The 18,649-nt window shown below is 30.4% G+C and carries 15 protein-coding genes; 11 read left to right on the top strand and 4 right to left on the bottom strand.

The genetic code is table 11. The features are described from left to right. Positions 1-2: 2 nt before the first annotated feature. From H0I28_RS02305 to H0I28_RS02285, 5 genes are all read left to right on the top strand, one after another. On the top strand, positions 3-1,592 hold the full coding sequence (locus tag H0I28_RS02305) for a hypothetical protein (RefSeq protein ID WP_218760310.1): 1,590 nt from the start codon (positions 3-5) through the stop codon (positions 1,590-1,592). A gap of 157 nt (positions 1,593-1,749) precedes the next feature. Beyond that, entirely contained in the window at positions 1,750-2,679 is a 930-nt protein-coding gene (locus H0I28_RS02300; protein ID WP_218760309.1) for a peptidylprolyl isomerase, read from the top strand. A 511-nt stretch (positions 2,680-3,190) separates the two neighbouring features. Continuing rightward, positions 3,191-4,543: a DUF4831 family protein gene (locus tag H0I28_RS02295; RefSeq protein ID WP_218760307.1), complete on the top strand. Its 1,353-nt coding sequence runs from the start codon at positions 3,191-3,193 to the stop codon at positions 4,541-4,543. 532 nt (positions 4,544-5,075) lie between these two features. After that, the gene (locus tag H0I28_RS02290; protein WP_218760305.1) at positions 5,076-5,732 is read left to right on the top strand and encodes a hypothetical protein; all 657 of its coding nucleotides are present in this window, start codon (positions 5,076-5,078) and stop codon (positions 5,730-5,732) included. Positions 5,733-5,958: 226 nt separating this feature from the next. Further along, positions 5,959-6,480: a hypothetical protein gene (locus H0I28_RS02285; protein WP_254712820.1), complete on the top strand. Its 522-nt coding sequence runs from the start codon at positions 5,959-5,961 to the stop codon at positions 6,478-6,480. A 235-nt stretch (positions 6,481-6,715) separates the two neighbouring features. Here H0I28_RS02285 and H0I28_RS02280 read toward each other — a convergent pair whose 3' ends face one another. The 4 genes from H0I28_RS02280 to H0I28_RS02265 form a co-directional block, all read right to left on the bottom strand. Further along, complete coding sequence (locus H0I28_RS02280) at positions 6,716-8,866, bottom strand: S46 family peptidase (protein WP_218760303.1); 2,151 nt, start codon at positions 8,864-8,866, stop codon at positions 6,716-6,718. 378 nt (positions 8,867-9,244) lie between these two features. Beyond that, positions 9,245-9,469 (bottom strand): hypothetical protein, encoded by a 225-nt coding sequence (locus H0I28_RS02275; RefSeq protein ID WP_068449935.1) that lies wholly within the window; start codon positions 9,467-9,469, stop codon positions 9,245-9,247. A gap of 96 nt (positions 9,470-9,565) precedes the next feature. After that, positions 9,566-10,942, bottom strand: a complete 1,377-nt coding sequence (locus H0I28_RS02270; protein WP_218760301.1) for an MATE family efflux transporter — start codon at positions 10,940-10,942, stop codon at positions 9,566-9,568. A gap of 131 nt (positions 10,943-11,073) precedes the next feature. Continuing rightward, positions 11,074-11,643, bottom strand: a complete 570-nt coding sequence (locus H0I28_RS02265) for a fasciclin domain-containing protein (protein ID WP_218752658.1) — start codon at positions 11,641-11,643, stop codon at positions 11,074-11,076. A gap of 160 nt (positions 11,644-11,803) precedes the next feature. On the opposite strand from H0I28_RS02265, the gene tpx reads away from it, so the two are divergent. The 6 genes from tpx (at position 11,804) to ribB (ending at position 18,575) form a co-directional block, all read left to right on the top strand. Next, the gene (gene tpx / locus H0I28_RS02260) at positions 11,804-12,301 is read left to right on the top strand and encodes a thiol peroxidase (protein WP_218752657.1); all 498 of its coding nucleotides are present in this window, start codon (positions 11,804-11,806) and stop codon (positions 12,299-12,301) included. A gap of 3 nt (positions 12,302-12,304) precedes the next feature. After that, positions 12,305-12,685 (top strand): diacylglycerol kinase family protein, encoded by a 381-nt coding sequence (locus H0I28_RS02255; RefSeq protein ID WP_218733057.1) that lies wholly within the window; start codon positions 12,305-12,307, stop codon positions 12,683-12,685. A gap of 43 nt (positions 12,686-12,728) precedes the next feature. Beyond that, positions 12,729-15,203 (top strand): DNA translocase FtsK, encoded by a 2,475-nt coding sequence (locus H0I28_RS02250; protein WP_218760299.1) that lies wholly within the window; start codon positions 12,729-12,731, stop codon positions 15,201-15,203. 37 nt (positions 15,204-15,240) lie between these two features. Further along, the gene (locus H0I28_RS02245; protein WP_218733055.1) at positions 15,241-15,897 is read left to right on the top strand and encodes an outer membrane lipoprotein carrier protein LolA; all 657 of its coding nucleotides are present in this window, start codon (positions 15,241-15,243) and stop codon (positions 15,895-15,897) included. Positions 15,898-15,959: 62 nt separating this feature from the next. After that, positions 15,960-17,423, top strand: coding sequence for an LptF/LptG family permease (locus H0I28_RS02240; protein WP_218733054.1), 1,464 nt, complete (start codon positions 15,960-15,962; stop codon positions 17,421-17,423). Between the two features lie 6 nt (positions 17,424-17,429). After that, positions 17,430-18,575 (top strand): 3,4-dihydroxy-2-butanone-4-phosphate synthase, encoded by a 1,146-nt coding sequence (gene ribB / locus H0I28_RS02235; RefSeq protein ID WP_218733053.1) that lies wholly within the window; start codon positions 17,430-17,432, stop codon positions 18,573-18,575. Positions 18,576-18,649 lie beyond the last annotated feature (74 nt).

Below are 18,649 nucleotides of genomic sequence, written 5' to 3'. Positions count from 1 at the left end.
TGATGAAGAAATTTCTTTTTTTACTGCTAGCAACTCTCAGTTTTAATGGAGTTTCACAGACTTATAATTTATCAGATTTTAAACCTAAAGAATTACACAATTCTATTCGTTTAAATTATATTTTAATAGACCAACCAAATAAAACATATGATTATGGAGATGGTAGTACCTACACACTTCAACCAAGAATGGGTTTATTTGGACTAAATTATAATTTTCCTTTAAATGATTGGTTATATACAGGTGCTGGTTTTCACGGAGCAGTATATGGTGATCAAGGTGGTTTATTTACTTTAGGAGTAAATTTAGGTGTAAACACTCAACTTTATAAAAACTTATATTTCGATGCCAACGTGCATATAGGAGGTGGTGGTGGTTTTAGAAGCTTAGTTGATGGCGGTGGAATTATCTACCCAAACATAGGTTTACAATATAAAAATAACGGATATGCATTTGGTTTGCAATATGGTTATGTAAACTTTTTTACTGGAATTCAAAAAGGAGATAATATTTCCTTTTTTGTAGAAATACCAACCTCGTTAAGAACTACATCTTACAAACATTCTCAAAAATATTTTACAGTTAACGATGAAACTAAAGATAAAGTTTGGACTAAACCTGCTGTAAAAAGTGTACAACAAATTACTTTTGATTACCTTTTTCCAATAGGATCTTCAAGAAACGATGGTCTTGGAAACTTTAATAATACAACTCCAATTACCCAAACATTAAGCCTTTTAGGTTTTGAGTACCAACGTTATTTAAATAAAAACACCTTTGTTTACGCACATGTAGACGCCATGTATGGTGGTTTAAGAGCTGGTTTTATGGATGTTTTTTTCGGTATTGGTAAAAACTTTGTAGAAACAGAATATGTAAACTTTTTTGCCAAAGCAGGAATTGGTGCTGCAGGAGGTAGAATTTTTCCTGAAGGTGGTTTAACCATGTACCCAAGTGTTGGTGCAGATGTAAAAGTTACCAAAAATTTTGGTTTAGGTCTTCATGGTGGTTATCATAAATCTGTTAGTGGTACTTTTGAAGCATATACAGCCGGTTTTAGTTTAAAATATTATGGTTTAAGTGGCGGAATAAAAGATCCTTACACAGCAGAAAAAATTAAATATATAAAAACCCAAGGAATACAAATTGGAGTGCAAAATCAAACTTATTTTGATGTTGCCATTCTTGATAGATCTTACAAAGAACATGATTTAGAGTTAATAGCATTAAAAGTTAATTACGACCTAAACAATCGTTTTTATATAGCCGGAGAAGCTTCTTTTGCTTATTTAGGTGGTGCAGGTGGTTATGCTCATGGAATTTTTGGATTAGGAATAAAATCAAATAAATTTTTAAATGACAATTTTTCATTATTTGCAGAAGCTGCAGCAGGTGTTGCAGGTGGTGGTGGTGTAGATTCTGGCGAAGGTGTTTTAGTAAGACCAACCGCAGGTATTAATTATCATTTAAACGATAACTTTTCGTTTACAGCTTCGGGCGGACAAATGTGGTCTCCTAACGGCAACGTAAACTCAACAAATTTAAATATTGGTTTTACCTATGGTTTATCAATTTTAAATGCTAAAAAATAATGTATTCTGAACTTGTTTCAGAAACTTATCAATAACAATAAAATCTTGATGTATTTCAAGGTTATTAGTAATGTCAGTTCGAGCGCAGTCGAGAACTATTAAACGAATAAAACATCTCGACTGCGCTCGAGAAAACAAAAAAGTAAATTAAAAGATTATGAATAACGGAATTTATGCAAAATTCACCACTCCAAAAGGTGAGATTTTAGTACAATTAGAACACGAAAAAGCTCCTGGAACTGTTGGTAATTTTGTTGCTTTAACAGAAGGAAATTTAGAAAATGCTGTAAAAGAGCAAGGAACTCCTTATTATGATGGATTAAAATTCCACAGAGTAATTCCAGAATTTATGGTACAAGGTGGTTGTCCACAAGGAACAGGAACTGGTAACCCAGGTTATAAATTTGATGATGAATTTCACCCAGATTTAAAACATGATGCTCCAGGAAAATTAGCAATGGCTAACTCTGGTCCTGCAACAAACGGAAGTCAGTTTTACATTACCCACGTTCCTACTCCATGGTTAGACGGTAAACATACTGTTTTTGGTTCTGTAATAGAAGGACAAGATGTTGTTGATGCAATTGCTCAAGGAGATGATATGACTGTAGAAATTATTAAAGTTGGTGCAGAAGCGGAAGCTTTTAATGCGGTAGAAGCTTTTAGAACTTTTGAAGGATCTAGAGAAAAGCGCGAAGCAGAAGAAAAAGCTAAACAAAAAGCATTGTTAGATACGGTTGCTGCTGGTTATGATATAACTGCAAGTGGTTTACGTTACCAAATTTTACAAAAAGGAACAGGAAAAAAAGCTACTAAAGGAGCTGGAGTATCTGTACACTACAAAGGTCAATTATTAGATGGTACTGTATTCGATTCTTCTTACAAGAGAAAAGAACCAATCGATTTTAATGTTGGTGTAGGTCAGGTTATTTCTGGTTGGGATGAAGGAATTCAATTATTACAAGTAGGAGACAAAGCTCGTTTTGTAATCCCTTCTAATTTGGCATATGGTTCTGCAGGTGCAGGAGGAGTTATTCCACCAGATGCAACACTTATTTTTGATGTAGAATTAATGGCTGTTAAATAAGAATAACATTCTTTACAAGTTATATAATTACAAAAAGCTCCCTGATTTCAGGGAGCTTTTTGCATTTGGGGGTGCGTGATTCATAATAGTATATAAAGAAATTGGTAACTATTTAAGAAAACACCGGAACCACAAAATATACCTACTATTAGGTATTGTCTTATAGAAACAAAGTTTATAACTTGAGACTAACTAAAATGAAAAACTTAATATTACTTTTTACAATAATTTTAATCTCACCTGAAATCTCTTTTTCACAAAATTGTGTAACTACCTCTGAAAATAGAATTGAATAAAAAAATAGCTACAACACCTATAATCATTACACATAACTATAATTTAAAAGTAATTTATTATAAATTAAAAAAATCAAATTCTTCCCATTTGGTATTAAAGATTTTCCTCTAAAAAATAAACTTATTATTGAGTATATTTTCCATTAAATGGAGGGTGTACGCAATTAAATTTAGATTATAAAGAAGTTATATGTAAGTTAGAAAAAACAAATATTATGAAAAAAACCATCTATTTAATTTTAACCTGTTTAGTATTAATTTCTTGTAGTAAAAGTCTTTATACTTCAAATTATGAAACAGATAAAAAAGGAATCTCATATAATTTACCAAAAAACTTACTAAAAATTGAAGTCGTCTATACGATAAATGAACCTCGTTACATAGATAATGGAGAAGATAAAAAACTTATTGGAGAATTTCCCAAAATAACAATAGAAGACCCAGTATCTATTTCTACAGTTTTGGTTGCTGACAAATCAAAAACCTACCTTATCACGTCTAATGAAATATCTAATAGTTTCTTTTTAAAATCTGATATAGATATTAAACTTTCCGATAATGGCCTTTTATCTTCCATTGATTCAGAAATAGATGACAATTCAATCGACTTTGCTGAAAATATTGTGATATCAAGTGCAAAATTGGCTAAAACTTTAGCTGTACCAGGATTTCATAAAGGCTCACCTTATTTAGATGGCCAATTAGAAGCAACTCGAAAAGAAATTTATGATTTTATTATAAAAATACAGAGAGATATCATTAAAATAAAAAAGAAAGAAGATTTAGAACTTGCTTTGAAAAAAGTTGATTTTTATAAAAGTCAAATTGAATGGAGCTTAAAGAATTTTAAAACATATTACAAAAAAACAAAAATAAAGTACACGATTATCATTGACCCAACAGAGAAGTACACGAAAAAAGGAATTTCATCAATTATTGAAAATAATAAAATATATCATAACATATTACCTACACATATATTTTCCGAAGGAAGTAAATTTAACGATACAATTTCTATCGAAATACCTCAAACGAAAGAAAATTTATTCGACCCATTAAAAGGAAAAGAACAAGTACAAGGAATTGTATACAGAGCACCATCAAATGTGAATATAGACATAACATCAAATAAAAATTTATTAGGTACAACATCTATTTATCTAGCTCAATTTGGAAAAACCTCTGTTATTCCAGTAGATTCTAAAAAAGGTGGAAAAAAGAAAACATCTCTTGTTTTTAGTTCCATAACAGGTGGTTTAGTAAATCAAAAAGTTGTTGCTGGTAGTTCTTCTGAAAAATTATCAAAATCCATAAAAAATTCTGTAGATGCTGTTAGCGAAACTATCGAATACTTGAAGTTTGAGGCGGAAATAAAAGAATTAACAAAAGAAAAATCAATAAAAGACCTTAAAGACTCTTTAAAAGATCCTGAAGAAGTCGAAGAAGAAAGTGAAACAGAATTTGAAAGACTTTTAAGGGAAACAACTGAAAAACAACAAATATTAGAACTTGAGTTACTTATTAGGCAAATTCAAAAACAAATTGAAGATTTAGAAGAAGATAGCTAACAACCTACACACAACACCTTATGCAACTCATTTATAATTTATTAACCACCAAAAAAAGTCCTATCGGACTTTATTGGACAGTAATTAATTACTAAATTAGTTCCTTGGAACACGCAACTAATCATACAAACATATAAAAAGCTCTCTGAAGTCAGAGAGCTTTTTATATGTAAAAAAAAAAATTAAATCTAAAGTATGCTTCTCTAATACCAAATGAATTTTAAAATGATTATTGAGATTTTAAAAAAAATAGTATCTATTAATAAAGAATCTTAAAGAAAATTTCTGAAATTCACTTTTTTAAAATTCATGCCTTATAAACTTTTGTTAATAAGTAGAAATAAATGTTTAAACATTTAAATAGCAAGCACTTGTTATTTATTGTAAATTTATACAACCAAATTCTTCCCATTTGCTATGAAAGAATTTCCAAAAAAAATAAACTTATGACTATGTATATTCCTTCTTAAATAGTGGATATACGTAATTAAAGTTATCATATAAACAAGTTGTAAAGCATTTGACCGACCGAATGAAAAGAATATTAATAATCATACCAATTATAATTTTAACAATGGGATTTTCTCTATTTAACAATCAATCAAAAGAAGAAAAATTTTGGACTTGGTTCTCAAAACATCAAGAAACTTATTATACTGAAATTGAAAATCTTGAAATTAGAGAAAGAATATTTAATGAACTTTCAACTGAACTTAAAAAAGTTCACTCAGACTTAGTTTTTGAATTCAGTCCAATACAAGAAAATGAGATTCGAGAATTTACTGTTTCCGCTGAAGGGATTAAAAAACTTTTTCCAATAGTTAAAAACCTTCTTGAAAAAGCTCCAAAAATTGATAAGTGGAAATTTAATGCATTCCGACAAAGAGTTCCTGGAGATGATTTTGAAATTCAATACGGAGATTTCAAAATCGGATATTCTGACATATATTTTAGATTTCAAGATGGTGATTATGGAAAAATCGGAATTGAATTAAATATTAGAGATTATAATGGAGAAGGACAAACTCAAAATGCTATCTACATTCTATTAGACGGTTTAATTGGAGAGTATGATATTACTATGGGATTAGACTGGATTGAATGGGTGAAATTAGATGAATCAAAAATTGAGGAATTAAATCCTATAACAAGTCTAAGAACATTGATTGACCAAAAGAAGAATGATTAAAAACGCTTTACAACAATGGCTATAATTAATACGGGTTTTGGTCCTTAACCAAAGTTCTGGCATATTTACGAAATCCGCCAAATCTTTTGATTTGGCTTTAATAAAAAAAGATAAAACAAAATAAAAAGTTTTGGCTAAGTGCTTAATCGGAAGTTAATCGCTTTTTAATTCCCGTACTAACCATAGCCGAGACGTTGTGCAACATATCTGAAAAAACTGAAAATTAATGACAAATCGAATTTTAACAGCTCTAGCAATAAGAATAGCTGGAATATTTTTATTTATTAAAATTTTTGACCAATTTGGTTCTTACTTTCTTTCAATTTATCTTACTACTGCAATAGGAATATCTAAAGATTCATTAAACGAACCATTAGAAAAGTTATACTACACAGGAACATTTCTTATTTTTGCTAATATTATTGTATCACTGTATCTATTCATAAAGGCAGAATGGATTTCTAAAAAACTAATAAGAACAGATAAAGAAATAAGTACAGAATTAAATTCCAAGTCATTATCGAAAGTTATTTTAATTACTGTGGGAATTGTTTGGTTAGCTAATTCAATTTATTTATTGCCTGATTTTATAAAATATTGTGTTGAACTAATTTCAAAACTGAATGGGAATGAAAACGCTCATGTTCCTGATTTTAGCTTATCAAAATACATTTCAAGAACAATAATAGGCTTAATTTTAATATTCCGAATTGAAAAAATTTCGAATTGGATTACAAAACGAATATAAATACGTTGCACAACACCGTGTAAAAAAAATTGCTTAATTTTAGCTTAATCAAAATTAGTCGCATTTTTGTAAACTCCTATTTTCCTGCGGAAAATAGCCGTTCACTTTAAACGCAACTTTCCTTAACACAAAAACGTAAGCAATTCTCACCCATAAACTTCCATTTCTAAAAACAAAAAAAGCTCTCTGAAACCAGAGAGCTTTTATATTGCTGAAAACCTACAAATAGACTTTACTATTTCTTACTAATAATAGTCAACTCATCTACAATATGTTTTGCATTTGAGTATTTATCTATCAACCAAAGTACATATCTAATATCAACATTAATAGTTCTTTGTAAGTTTGAGTCGAAAATAACATCTCCAGCCATTGCTTCAATGTTTCCATCAAAAGCCAAACCAATTAATTCACCTTTTCCGTTTACAACAGGAGAACCAGAGTTACCACCAGTAATATCGTTATCCGTTAAAAAGTTTACAGGTAACTGACCACGCTCATTTGCGTAACGTCCGTAATCTTTCTTTTCGTAAATATCTAACATGCTTTGGTCTAAATCAAACTCAGGATCGTTTGGTTTGTACTTTTTAATCATCCCCTGAAAAGTAGTATAATTATTCTCATTCGCATCGTTTCTCTTATCCGCTGGTAAAGCTCTTACTTTACCGTAAGACAATCTTAAAGTAGAATTTGCATCAGGATATTTAATATTACTCAATCCAGATTCACGCAATCCTTTTACCAACAATCTAAATGATGCTTTAAAATCATTTTCTGCTTGTACCAAGTTTTCTGGATTCTCTCTATATTTATCTAATAACTGATTAGACAATTGCAATAAAGGATCACTATTTAAGATAGCTTCATTTGGGTATTGTAAATAAGCCGCTACTCCTTCTTTAGAAGTAAACATACTCAACTTAAAAATAGCTTTGATATACGCAGAAAAATCATTGTCGTTTTTCCCACCTACTTCTGCTACCAATTCTGGCAATGAGTAATTAGATTTTGATGCTAACAAACCTAATTGTTTTGCAAAAACCTCTTCCTCTAAAGGCAAGTAAAAATCTTTATAAGAACTCTCTATAATCGCTTGTAATCTTGGTAACATATTTGCACGCTCTGCTTCATTTGCTGCTGTATATTGCTTTAAAGCACCACCAATTCTATATGGTAAAATAGCAAATTTACTAGAACGCAACATCCCTAATAAGTAGTTGGTTTGTTTTGCTTTTTCGTTGGTTAAACTATAATAATTATTGATGTTTTCAATAACTTTTCCGTAGACCTCCTTATTGTCTTTTTTCTTAGCCCATCTTGCAAACTTCGTTTCTACTTTATGCTTCTTTTCAACCGTTTTATGTTCTGTTAAAGCGGTAATCATTCCACCTCTGTTTTTCCAATAGTTGGCAATACCAGCATAAGCAGATGCATACATTAGATTTACAGACTCGTCTGCATTCATGTATTTTTTCATAACATCCATACTTAATTTAGAACCTTCTACCCAAGCAGGATATGCAAATTTTACATTTTGCTCTACTCCTTGTGCAGGCATCCAACGGTTTGTTCTACCAGGATATCCTAAAATCATTGCAAAATCGTTTTCTTTTACACCATCAATATTAACAGGTAAATGATATTTTGCTTTTAAAGGCACGTTGGCTGTAGAATATTCTGCTGGTTCTCCGTTTTCATCTGCATAGACTCTAAATAAAGAAAAATCTCCTGTATGTCTTGGCCATTCCCAGTTATCTGTATCTCCACCATATTTTCCAACATTTTCTGGAGGTGTACCTACTAAACGAACATCATTATAATCTTCATAGACAAAGTAGTAAAACTCATTTCCTTCATAGAAAGAACGAACAGAAACAGTATATTTTCCACCTTCGTTATTTTCTTTTTCAATTTTAGCAATTTCTCTATTAATGATTGCTTCACGTTCTTTTTCACTCATTTTATCATTTACAAGAGATAAAATACGTTTAGAAACATCATCCATTCTTACAAAAAAACGTACATATAAGCTTTCTGGTTTCAATTCTTCTTCTTTAGAACCTGCCCAAAAACCATTTTTTAAGTGATTTTGTTCTGCTGTAGATAATTCTGCAATTGCATTGTAACCACAATGGTGATTTGTTAACACCAATCCGCTTTCTGAAACGATACTTGCTGTACAACCTCCATTAAATTGCACGATACCATCTTTTAAACTTTGATTGTTAACACTATAAATTTCTTCAGCTGTTAATTGTAATCCCATTTTTTGCATATCACGATGATTTAATCGCTCAATATGCATTAAAAACCACATTCCCTCATCTGCCAATGCTGAAGGAATTGAGACCATAAATACAATAAATGTAATCAGTATTTTTTTCATTTTATCTTGTTTTAAATATAGGATAAAAATACTAAAACTTAGGCTCTTTTTAGAGCAGATAAGATGTTAAAATATGTTATTTCTCATTCTATTGATAGTCTAAAAATCATCTTTTTTAACCAGTTTATCTCTATAACTTTTATTTGATCTTCCTTAGAAAAAAACAAATCAAATTACGGCTGTTATACTTGCTGATTTTAAAAAAAAAAGGAAAGTTCTAAACGAATATTGAGATCTAAATGAAAAAATTTTTAGACACAAAAAAACGCTTAAAAATTAGAAATAGATTCTATTCTTTAAGCGTTTAATAATCCTATTTTATTTATAAAACTAACTACTGTTATTCAGGGTTAAAACCTAAAAACAAGTTAGCGAGTCTTAGTCAAATTCCTTCATTTCATCATCATAAAAAGCACCTGCTTTATCCATTAAATCTGCTAATTCTGTAGCAATATCTTCTTCACTTTCTCCTGTTAAATCTTCAAACCACTCTACTTCATCATCTTTTAAGTTGATTAAAAAACGAGGAAACTCTGTGTGTAACACAAAAATATCTTCAGGAAATTTACTGTTATCTGCTAATAAAAATTTAGGTAAAGTCATAATATTTTATTGATTATAGATGCTGTCTGTTCGAGCGCAGTCGAGAACTAATTTATTTATTTTAAGAACCTCTCGACTGCGCTCGAGGGGACACTATTATTTTTTCTCTTTTATCAACTTTAAAGTTAATGAATTAAATCTTATAAATAGTAAAATAGAAGCTGTTGTTAAACCTGCAAGCAAACCTAACCAAATACCAAAACTACCATACATTTCTTCGCTTCCGAAATAATAAGAAACCGGAAAACCGATAACCCAATAAGAAATAAAAGTAAGAATTGTAGGTACCTTAACATCTTGCATACCACGCAAAGCTCCTAAAAAAACAACTTGTATACTGTCTGATATTTGAAAAAAAGCTGCTGCTATTAATAAATTTGAAGCAATAGAAACTACTTCCATATTGTCTATATAATTAGTAGTATCACTTAAATCTACATAAATCATTGGTAAACTTTTATGAAAAATAAAGAAAAGTAATGCAAAAAACATCGCTAACAATACTCCTAATAAAAAAATAGAAAAAGCAATTCTACGCAATTCTTTATAATCTCGTAATCCCTTTTGGTTTCCTACTCTAACCATAGCAGCAACACTTAAACCCGTTGCAACCATAAATGTCATTGAAGATAAGTTTAAGGCTATTTGGTTTGCTGCTTGTGGGTTTTTCCCTAACAAACCACTTAACCAAACTGCTGCTGTAAAAATAGCAACTTCAAAAAGCATTTGCATAGCGCTTAAAGAACCAATATTCACAATTTTTTTTATCGTTAAAACATCTAAAACAAAGAATTTTATATTTCTTACTATTTCTGCAGATCTTTCTTTATAACGCAGTAATAACCATAAGTAAAGCACCATTACAACTCTAGAAATTAACGTACCATACGCTGCACCAATAATCCCCATTTCTGGAAAACCAAATTTCCCAAAAATTAATAAATAGTTTAAAACAATGTTTATAACATTTGCTATTAATGCCGCATACATTGGATATTTCGTCATAGAAAGACCGTCACTAAACTGTTTAATTGCCTGAAAGATAACCAAAGGAATTAATGAAAAAGCAACCAAATCTAAATACGGAATTGCCAACTCTACCACTTCTTTGGGTTGTTTCATTAAATACATTAAAGGCTTAGAGAAATAGACTCCAGCAAATAAGATAATACCTAAGGAGGTACATAAAAACAAACCACTTTTATACGTAGCTTTTGCTTGTTTTAGATTATCAGATGAATCTGCTTCTGCAATTAAAGGTGTAATAGCTGTAGAGAAACCAATACCTATAGACATGGCGATAAACATAAAACTATTCCCCAAAGAAACCGCAGCTAATTCTGCAGTTCCCATTTGACCAACCATTATATTATCTATAAAACTTACAAATGTATGCCCTAGCATACCTAACATTACTGGTGCTGCCAGCTTCCAATTGTATTTAAATTCTGATGTATATTGAGAAATATTCACGCTTATTGTTCTTTTTACGGAGTGCAAAAATACAACTTGTAATTAGAATAAATCGTTGCTATCTGTAAAATAAAAACACAAAAAATCCACTTTTTTCAAAGTGGATTTTTGATACTAATAAATACCGCTTTTTACATTGCTGGTTTTGGCAATAAAACAGCATCAATTACATGTATAACCCCGTTAGATTGGTTTACATCTGCAATAGTAACTTTAGCTTTCCCTCCGTTTTCATCAGAAATATAAACGTTTTTTCCTTTCATCCAAGCAGTAATGGTTCCTCCACTTACTGTTTTAATAGCAGCTTTACCATTTCCTTTTTTAATTAAGGCTACAATTTCTTTAGCACTCCAATTACCTGCAACAACATGGTATTTTAAAATTGTTTGTAATTTCGCTTTATTTTCTGCCTTTAACAAAGTACTTACAGTACCTTCTGGCAACATATCAAACGCTTTATTTGTAGGTGCAAAAACAGTAAAAGGTCCTTCACTAGTTAATACATCTACTAGCTCTGCTGCTTTTACAGCTGCCACTAATGTAGTATGGTCTTTAGAATTTACTGCATTTTCTACAATATTTTTAGAAGGATACATTTCTGCTCCACCTACCATTTTTGTTTTTTCTTGTGCACTAAAATTTTGACTAATTACTAAACTAAGCATTAAAACTGTTACTTTAAAAAAATTTAAGGTTTTCATAATTTGATATTTAAAATTAATAATAATTTGTGTTCAACATATCTACGAGATTTTTTTAGTTACGGTTTTAAAATAAATTTAAAAATAAAATGAATCACAAGAATATTTCCATAAATAATTTAATTATCATTACTTTTGAAGTTCTAAAAAACATACTGAAATGGCAAATATCACATTAAAAGGAAACGCAATAAATACAATAGGTAACTTACCTAAAACAGGAACTAAAGCAGCTGATTTTAAACTAACTGCAGTAGATTTATCTCAAAAAAGTTTATCAGATTTTGCTGGTAAAAAGGTAATTTTAAATATTTTCCCTAGTGTAGATACAGGTACTTGTGCTGCTTCTGTTAGAGAATTTAATAAAAAAGCGGCAGATTTAGAAAATACAGTTGTTTTATGTGTTTCTAAAGATTTACCATTTGCTCAAGCTCGTTTTTGTGGTGCAGAAGGTATTGATAATGTAGTAATGTTATCTGATTTTGCTGATGGTAACTTCGGAAAATCTTACGAATTAGAAATTGCAGATGGTCCTTTAGCACATTTACACTCTAGATCTATTGTTATTATCGATGAAAAAGGAGACGTTGCGTATACAGAGCAAGTTTCTGAAATTGTTGACGAACCTAATTATACAGCTGCTTTAAACGCAATTTAATTTATGAAGAATCCTAATGATAGCTTTATAAGAGGAAGACTTCGTAGTTTTAAGTTTGCCTTAAGAGGTATGTGGCTTTTAATGACTACAGAAGACAGCATAAAAGCACAACTTTTTGTTGCTGTACTTGCTACTATTTTAGGTTTTTATTTTAATATTTCTAATATAGAATGGATGTTTCAGTTTATCGTTATCGGCCTCGTTTTAGTGGCAGAAGCTTTAAACACTGCTATAGAAAAAGTGGCAGATTTTGTACACCCAGATTATCACGAGAAAATAGGTTTTATTAAAGATATAGCTGCAGGCGCACCAAGCTTTGCAGCTTTTACTTCATTAATTATTGCAGGTTTTATATACATCCCTAAAATAACGATCTTATTTTAGTTGATTTTTTTTATTTACTGCTAAAAACGACCAAAAATTATTAATGGCTAAGAGAAGAACAAGTTCAAAAAAACCCTTAAATTCTTCGGAACAAAAACCGAGTATTTTTGCATATTTTAAAACAAGACAAGCAAAGACAATTTTAGGATCTTTCTTAATTTTATTTTCAATTTTTCTTTGTATTGCTTTTATTTCTTTTTTCTTTAATTGGCAAGAAGATCAAAGCATACTTAAAGAATTTGCAGATAAAACAGTTAGAAGTAAAAATTTACTTGGAAAAATTGGCGCTAATTTAAGTAACTTTTTCATCTATTCTGGGGTTGGAATAGCTGCTTTTATAGTCGCATTTCAGATACTTTTAACAGGTTGGTATATCCTTTTTAAAAAGAAATTCTCTTCATTAATAATTTCTTGGAACTGGTCTCTTTTGGTGATGATATGGATTTCTATAACGTTAGGTTTTGCATATGACAAGTACGCATTGTTATCTGGTGTTATCGGTTATGAAATTAATGAGTTTTTACAAGCATTTATAGGTAAAACTGGTTTGGTCATTCTTTTAACCTTCTTTTTTATTGCTTATTTAGTTTTACGTTATAAAGTTACTTTTGATAAGTACATAGAAACCTTAAAAATAAAACGAGAAGAAAGAGAAGCCAGAAAAGCAGAAGAAGCCGTTTTTAATGAAACAACACAAGAAACCGCTACATCTGTAAAAACTGTAGAAAAAACAGAAACGGTACCTTTAAAAAATGATCAGAAAGAAAAATCTGTTGTAGAATTATCTTTAGAAAAAAAACAACCAACAATTTCTAAATATTCTGATGTATCCTCTAAAAAAGAAGAAATTTCTTTAAACACGGAAAAAAGTACAGGACCTGTATTAAAAACTGAAATAGCGAAAGAAGAAGAAAAAGAGGTAGAAATAGATGTAGAGATTGATGTTGCTATTGGAAGAGATGAAGAGCATTCTACAGAAAATTTATCCAATCAATTGGTAAAAGATTTTGGTGAGTTTGACCCTACCCTAGAATTAGGAAATTTCAAATTCCCAACCTTCAACCTTTTAAAACAATACAATGAATCTATTTCTATAGATCCAGAAGAATTAGAAGCTAACAAAGATAGAATTGTAGATACTTTAAAAAACTACAAAATAGGTATTGCAGAAATTAAAGCTACTGTAGGACCAACTATTACCTTATATGAAATTGTACCTGAGGCAGGAATTAGAATTTCTAAAATTAAAAATTTAGAAGATGATATTGCACTGTCTTTATCTGCCTTAGGAATTAGAATTATTGCTCCTATCCCTGGTAAAGGAACCATTGGTATAGAAGTACCTAATAAAAAATCGACCATTGTTTCTATGCATTCTGTAATTTCATCAAAGAAATTTCAAGAATCTACTATGGAATTACCTATTGCTTTAGGTAAAACCATTTCTAATGAAACTTTTGTGGTAGATTTAGCTAAAATGCCTCACTTATTAATGGCAGGTGCAACGGGTCAAGGAAAGTCTGTTGGATTAAATGCAGTTTTAACATCACTTTTATACAAAAAACATCCTGCAGAAGTAAAGTTTATTTTAGTAGATCCAAAGAAAGTAGAACTTACTTTGTTTAATAAAATAGAACGTCATTATTTAGCAAAATTACCAGATATAGAAGAAGCTATTATTACAGATACGACTAAAGTGGTACATACCTTAAATTCGCTTTGTATAGAGATGGATAATCGTTATGATTTGTTGAAAGCTGCTATGGTTCGTAATATTAAAGAATACAATGCTAAATTTAAACAACGTAAATTAAATCCTAATGACGGACATCAATTTTTACCATACATTGTTTTGGTTATTGATGAGTTTGCCGATTTAATTATGACGGCTGGTAAAGAAGTAGAAACTCCTATTGCACGTTTAGCACAACTTGCTAGAGCAATTGGTATTCATTTAATTGTAGCAACACAAAGACCTTCAGTAAACGTAATTACAGGTATTATTAAGGCCAATTTTCCTGCAAGAATTGCATTTAGAGTAACCTCTAAAATAGATTCTAGAACAATTTTAGATGCTGGTGGAGCAGATCAATTAATTGGTCGTGGAGATTTACTATATACAGCAGGAAACAATCTTAGTAGAATACAATGTGCCTTTGTAGACACACCAGAAGTTGAAAAAATTACAGATTTTATTGGTTCTCAAAAAGCCTATGCAGAAGCGTATCAATTACCAGAGTACGTAGATGATGAAAGTGGCACGAGTCTTGATATAGATATTTCCGATAGAGACAAACTCTTTAAAGATGCCGCAGAAATTATTGTTACGGCCCAACAAGGATCTGCTTCTCTATTACAAAGGAAATTAAAATTAGGGTATAATAGAGCTGGTAGATTAATAGATCAGTTAGAAGCTGCTGGTATTGTAGGTGGTTTTGAAGGAAGTAAAGCAAGACAAGTCTTAGTTCCAGATTTTATAGCCTTAGAGCAATTATTAGAAAACGAAAAGAACCAATAGTCTCTCGACTACGATCGAGATGATAAGAATTATAATTATGAAAAAAGTAACCATATTATTTTTAAGTTTATTTTTAACAACGATCACTTTTTCTCAAAATGCAGAAAAAGCAAAATCTCTTTTAGATGAAGTTTCTACAACAATGGGAGCTTATAAAAACATGTCTATTAGCTTTAGTCAAACCTTAAGCAACGAAGACGCAGGTATCATGGAAGGCGATGAGCCACCAATTAGAGGAAAAATTGCACTATCCGGAGAAAAATACAGCCTTAATTACTTAGGAAACCAATTTATTTTCGACGGAAAAAAACTGTATGTAATTAATAATGATGAAAAAGAAATTACGGTTACAGATGGAGATATGAGTGGTGATGATGGTTTTATTTACCCTTCTAAATTATTAACTTTTTACAAAGAAGGTTATAATTTTGAAATGGGAAATTTAAAAAACTTAAACGGCAGAAAAATTCAACTAGTTACCTTAAGCCCAATAGATAGCGCTTCTGATATTGTAAAAGTAGAATTGGCAATTGATGCAAAAACAAAGCACATTTATAAATTGATTCAGACAGGTTCTAACGGTTCTAAAACAACCTTTACAATTAATGAATTTAAAAGCAACCAAAACCTGCCTAGTTCGCATTTTTCATTTGATGAAGCAAAATACAAAAAGCTAAACTTCTCAATAGATTAATTATTTTCCAATTAACAGAAATTTAGTAGCTTATTTGAAGATAAGAAACTACTTTTGCCTAGATGAAAATTTTAGATAGATACATCTTAAAAACCTTTTTAGTTCCTTTTATAGCTACGTTTCTAATCGTGCTTTTTGTTTTGGTGATGCAAGTTTTATGGCAAACCTTCGAAAACATTGCTGGTAAAGGAATTAGCTTACCTTTTATATTAAAATTCTTATACTACTCTACCTTAATTATCACACCACAAGCATTGCCTATTGGAGTCCTTTTATCTTCTATAATGGCATTGGGTACTTTAGGTGAAAACTACGAATTTGCAGCAGCAAAATCTGCAGGTATTTCCTTACAACGTTTGGTAAGACCATTAGTATACTTAACACTAATTCTTAGTGGTATTAACTTTTTATTTTTAAACAATATTTATCCTTATGCCGTTTTAAAGCAGAAGAATTTATATTTAAATATTAAAAAGAAACAACCAGCACTTGCATTAGTCGCTGGAAGTTTTAATAGTGATTTACCTGGTTTTCAAATTAAATTTGATGAAAAATTTGATGAAGAAGGTAAAAACGGAAAAGAAGTAAGTTTATTAAAAAAAGTATTAATCTACGATTTAACTGCAGGAAAAGGGAACCAAAAGGTAATTACCGCCGAAAGAGGTAAAATTATATCTGAAGAAGGAAGCCGTTATATGACTTTTATTCTATATGATGGTTATTACTATCAAGAACACGCAAAAACGGCCAAAACGAATTTACAAAGAAAAAAAATGGCGGCATCAAACGCTACCTTTAAAGAATACGAATTTAACATTGATATGTCTTCTGTTACTGGAGATGATGATTTAAGCAAAACAGATCACACTAAAAACTTTATGATGCTTAGTTTAAATCAATTAAGTGACACCATACCCGACTTAAAAGCAAGTTATGATGAAGCTTTATTGCTAAAATCTAAGAACTTATATGCAACAACAGTTGCAAAAGACTTATACCAATACCCAGATTCATTAAAAACAGAGAACATTGATATTGATGTCTTAGAAAATTTTGACTTACAATCTAAAATTAATATTCTAAACTCAGCCACTACAAAAACAGAACGCGCTTTAAGCTCTATTAAAAATGGTCAAACCTCCATTAAATACAAAAGAAAAAATCTAAATTTTTTCGATACGGAGTATTATAATAGAATTTCATTTTCGTTATCTTGTTTAATTCTCTTTTTTATTGGTGCACCCTTAGGTTCAATTATTAGAAAAGGTGGTTTTGGTTTGCCTATGATATTAGCTATTGCTATTTACGTAACCTATTTCTTTAGTAATACTTTTGGTAAAAATTTAGCAGAAGAAAGTAAGGTCACCTCCTTTTTAGGTTCTTGGTCATCTGCTTTTATTATGGTTCCAATTGGTATTATCTTAACACGAAGAGCTACACGAGACAAAGGGATTTTTAATATGGATGCCATTACGCAACCGATTATCAATTTTTTTAAAAAAATATTTACAAAAAAAGAAGCATAAGATATTATGACTGTTCAAAACACTAAAAAAAGTACAGAGTTAAATTCAATTTCAGCAGCAATTGAAGACATAAGAAACGGTAAAATTATTATTGTTGTAGATGATGAAAACAGAGAAAATGAAGGAGATTTTTTAGCTGCAGCAGAAAAAGTGACGCCTGAAATGATTAATTTCATGGCAACACATGGTAGAGGATTAATATGTGCACCTTTAACAGAAAAACGTTGTAAAGAACTAGACTTACACGTTATGGTGAATAACAATACAGACCCAATGGAAACGGCTTTTACGGTTTCTGTAGACTTACGTGGTAAAGGAGTTACAACTGGTATTTCTGCTGGGGATAGAGCTTTAACTATAAAAGCATTAGTCGATAAAGACACTAAATCTTTTGATTTAGCAAGACCTGGTCATATTTTTCCATTAATTGCTAAAGAAGGTGGTGTTTTAAGAAGAACAGGACATACAGAAGCTGCTATAGATTTTGCTCGTTTAGCAGGTTTACAGCCAGCGGGTGTTATTGTAGAAATCATGAACGAGGATGGTACCATGGCTCGTTTACCTCAATTGTTAGAAGTTGCCAAAAAGTTTGATATTAAAATTGTTTCTATAGAAGATTTAGTGGCTTATAGAATGGAGCATGATTCTTTAATTGAAATAAAAGAAGATTTTAATTTACAAACTAGATTTGGAGATTTTAGATTAAGAGCATATCAACAAACTACCAATAACCAAGTTCATATTGCCTTAACAAAAGGTTCTTGGTCTAAAGACGAAGCTATTTTAACTAGAGTAAATTCTACTTTAGTAAATAATGATATTTTAGGAACCTTAACCAATAATGCGGATAAGAAACTAGACCAAATGTTTCAGGTGATTAATGATGAAGGAAAAGGGGCTATTATATTTGTAAACCAACAAAATCAATCTCAAAACTTATTGAGTAGATTGTCTACTTTAAAAGAGAATCAAAAAAACGGAAATATCAAAGCTCCAGAAATTAAAATGGACAACAAAGATTTCGGAATTGGTGCTCAAATTTTACATGATTTAAACATTCGTCAATTAAAATTAATTACAAATACACAACAAACTAAACGTGTTGGTATGATTGGTTATGGTTTAGAGATTGTAGATTATGTAGGGTACTAATACCTTTACCCTATTTAAAAATCAACATTTTTTAAATATTTTTTTTGAAATCAAATATCCTCTAGGCGCAACCT

Origin of the sequence: Polaribacter sp. AHE13PA (genome assembly GCF_019278505.1) — a bacterium.
Lineage (GTDB): Bacteria > Bacteroidota > Bacteroidia > Flavobacteriales > Flavobacteriaceae > Polaribacter.
The sequence above is the reverse complement of the archived record's forward strand: the minus strand, read 5'-3'. Positions and strand labels throughout refer to the sequence as shown.

Bases quoted from the DNA above. Each gene is read 5' to 3' on its own strand.
- H0I28_RS02305 (WP_218760310.1), top strand. From the start codon at position 3: ATGAAGAAATTTCTTTTTTTACTGCTAGCAACTCTCAGTTTTAATGGA.
- H0I28_RS02300 (WP_218760309.1), top strand. From the start codon at position 1,750: ATGAATAACGGAATTTATGCAAAATTCACCACTCCAAAAGGTGAGATT.
- H0I28_RS02295 (WP_218760307.1), top strand. From the start codon at position 3,191: ATGAAAAAAACCATCTATTTAATTTTAACCTGTTTAGTATTAATTTCT.
- H0I28_RS02290 (WP_218760305.1), top strand. From the start codon at position 5,076: ATGAAAAGAATATTAATAATCATACCAATTATAATTTTAACAATGGGA.
- H0I28_RS02285 (WP_254712820.1), top strand. From the start codon at position 5,959: ATGACAAATCGAATTTTAACAGCTCTAGCAATAAGAATAGCTGGAATA.
- H0I28_RS02280 (WP_218760303.1), bottom strand. From the start codon at position 8,866: ATGAAAAAAATACTGATTACATTTATTGTATTTATGGTCTCAATTCCT.
- H0I28_RS02275 (WP_068449935.1), bottom strand. From the start codon at position 9,469: ATGACTTTACCTAAATTTTTATTAGCAGATAACAGTAAATTTCCTGAA.
- H0I28_RS02265 (WP_218752658.1), bottom strand. From the start codon at position 11,643: ATGAAAACCTTAAATTTTTTTAAAGTAACAGTTTTAATGCTTAGTTTA.
- tpx (WP_218752657.1), top strand. From the start codon at position 11,804: ATGGCAAATATCACATTAAAAGGAAACGCAATAAATACAATAGGTAAC.
- H0I28_RS02255 (WP_218733057.1), top strand. From the start codon at position 12,305: ATGAAGAATCCTAATGATAGCTTTATAAGAGGAAGACTTCGTAGTTTT.
- H0I28_RS02250 (WP_218760299.1), top strand. From the start codon at position 12,729: ATGGCTAAGAGAAGAACAAGTTCAAAAAAACCCTTAAATTCTTCGGAA.
- H0I28_RS02245 (WP_218733055.1), top strand. From the start codon at position 15,241: ATGAAAAAAGTAACCATATTATTTTTAAGTTTATTTTTAACAACGATC.
- H0I28_RS02240 (WP_218733054.1), top strand. From the start codon at position 15,960: ATGAAAATTTTAGATAGATACATCTTAAAAACCTTTTTAGTTCCTTTT.
- ribB (WP_218733053.1), top strand. From the start codon at position 17,430: ATGACTGTTCAAAACACTAAAAAAAGTACAGAGTTAAATTCAATTTCA.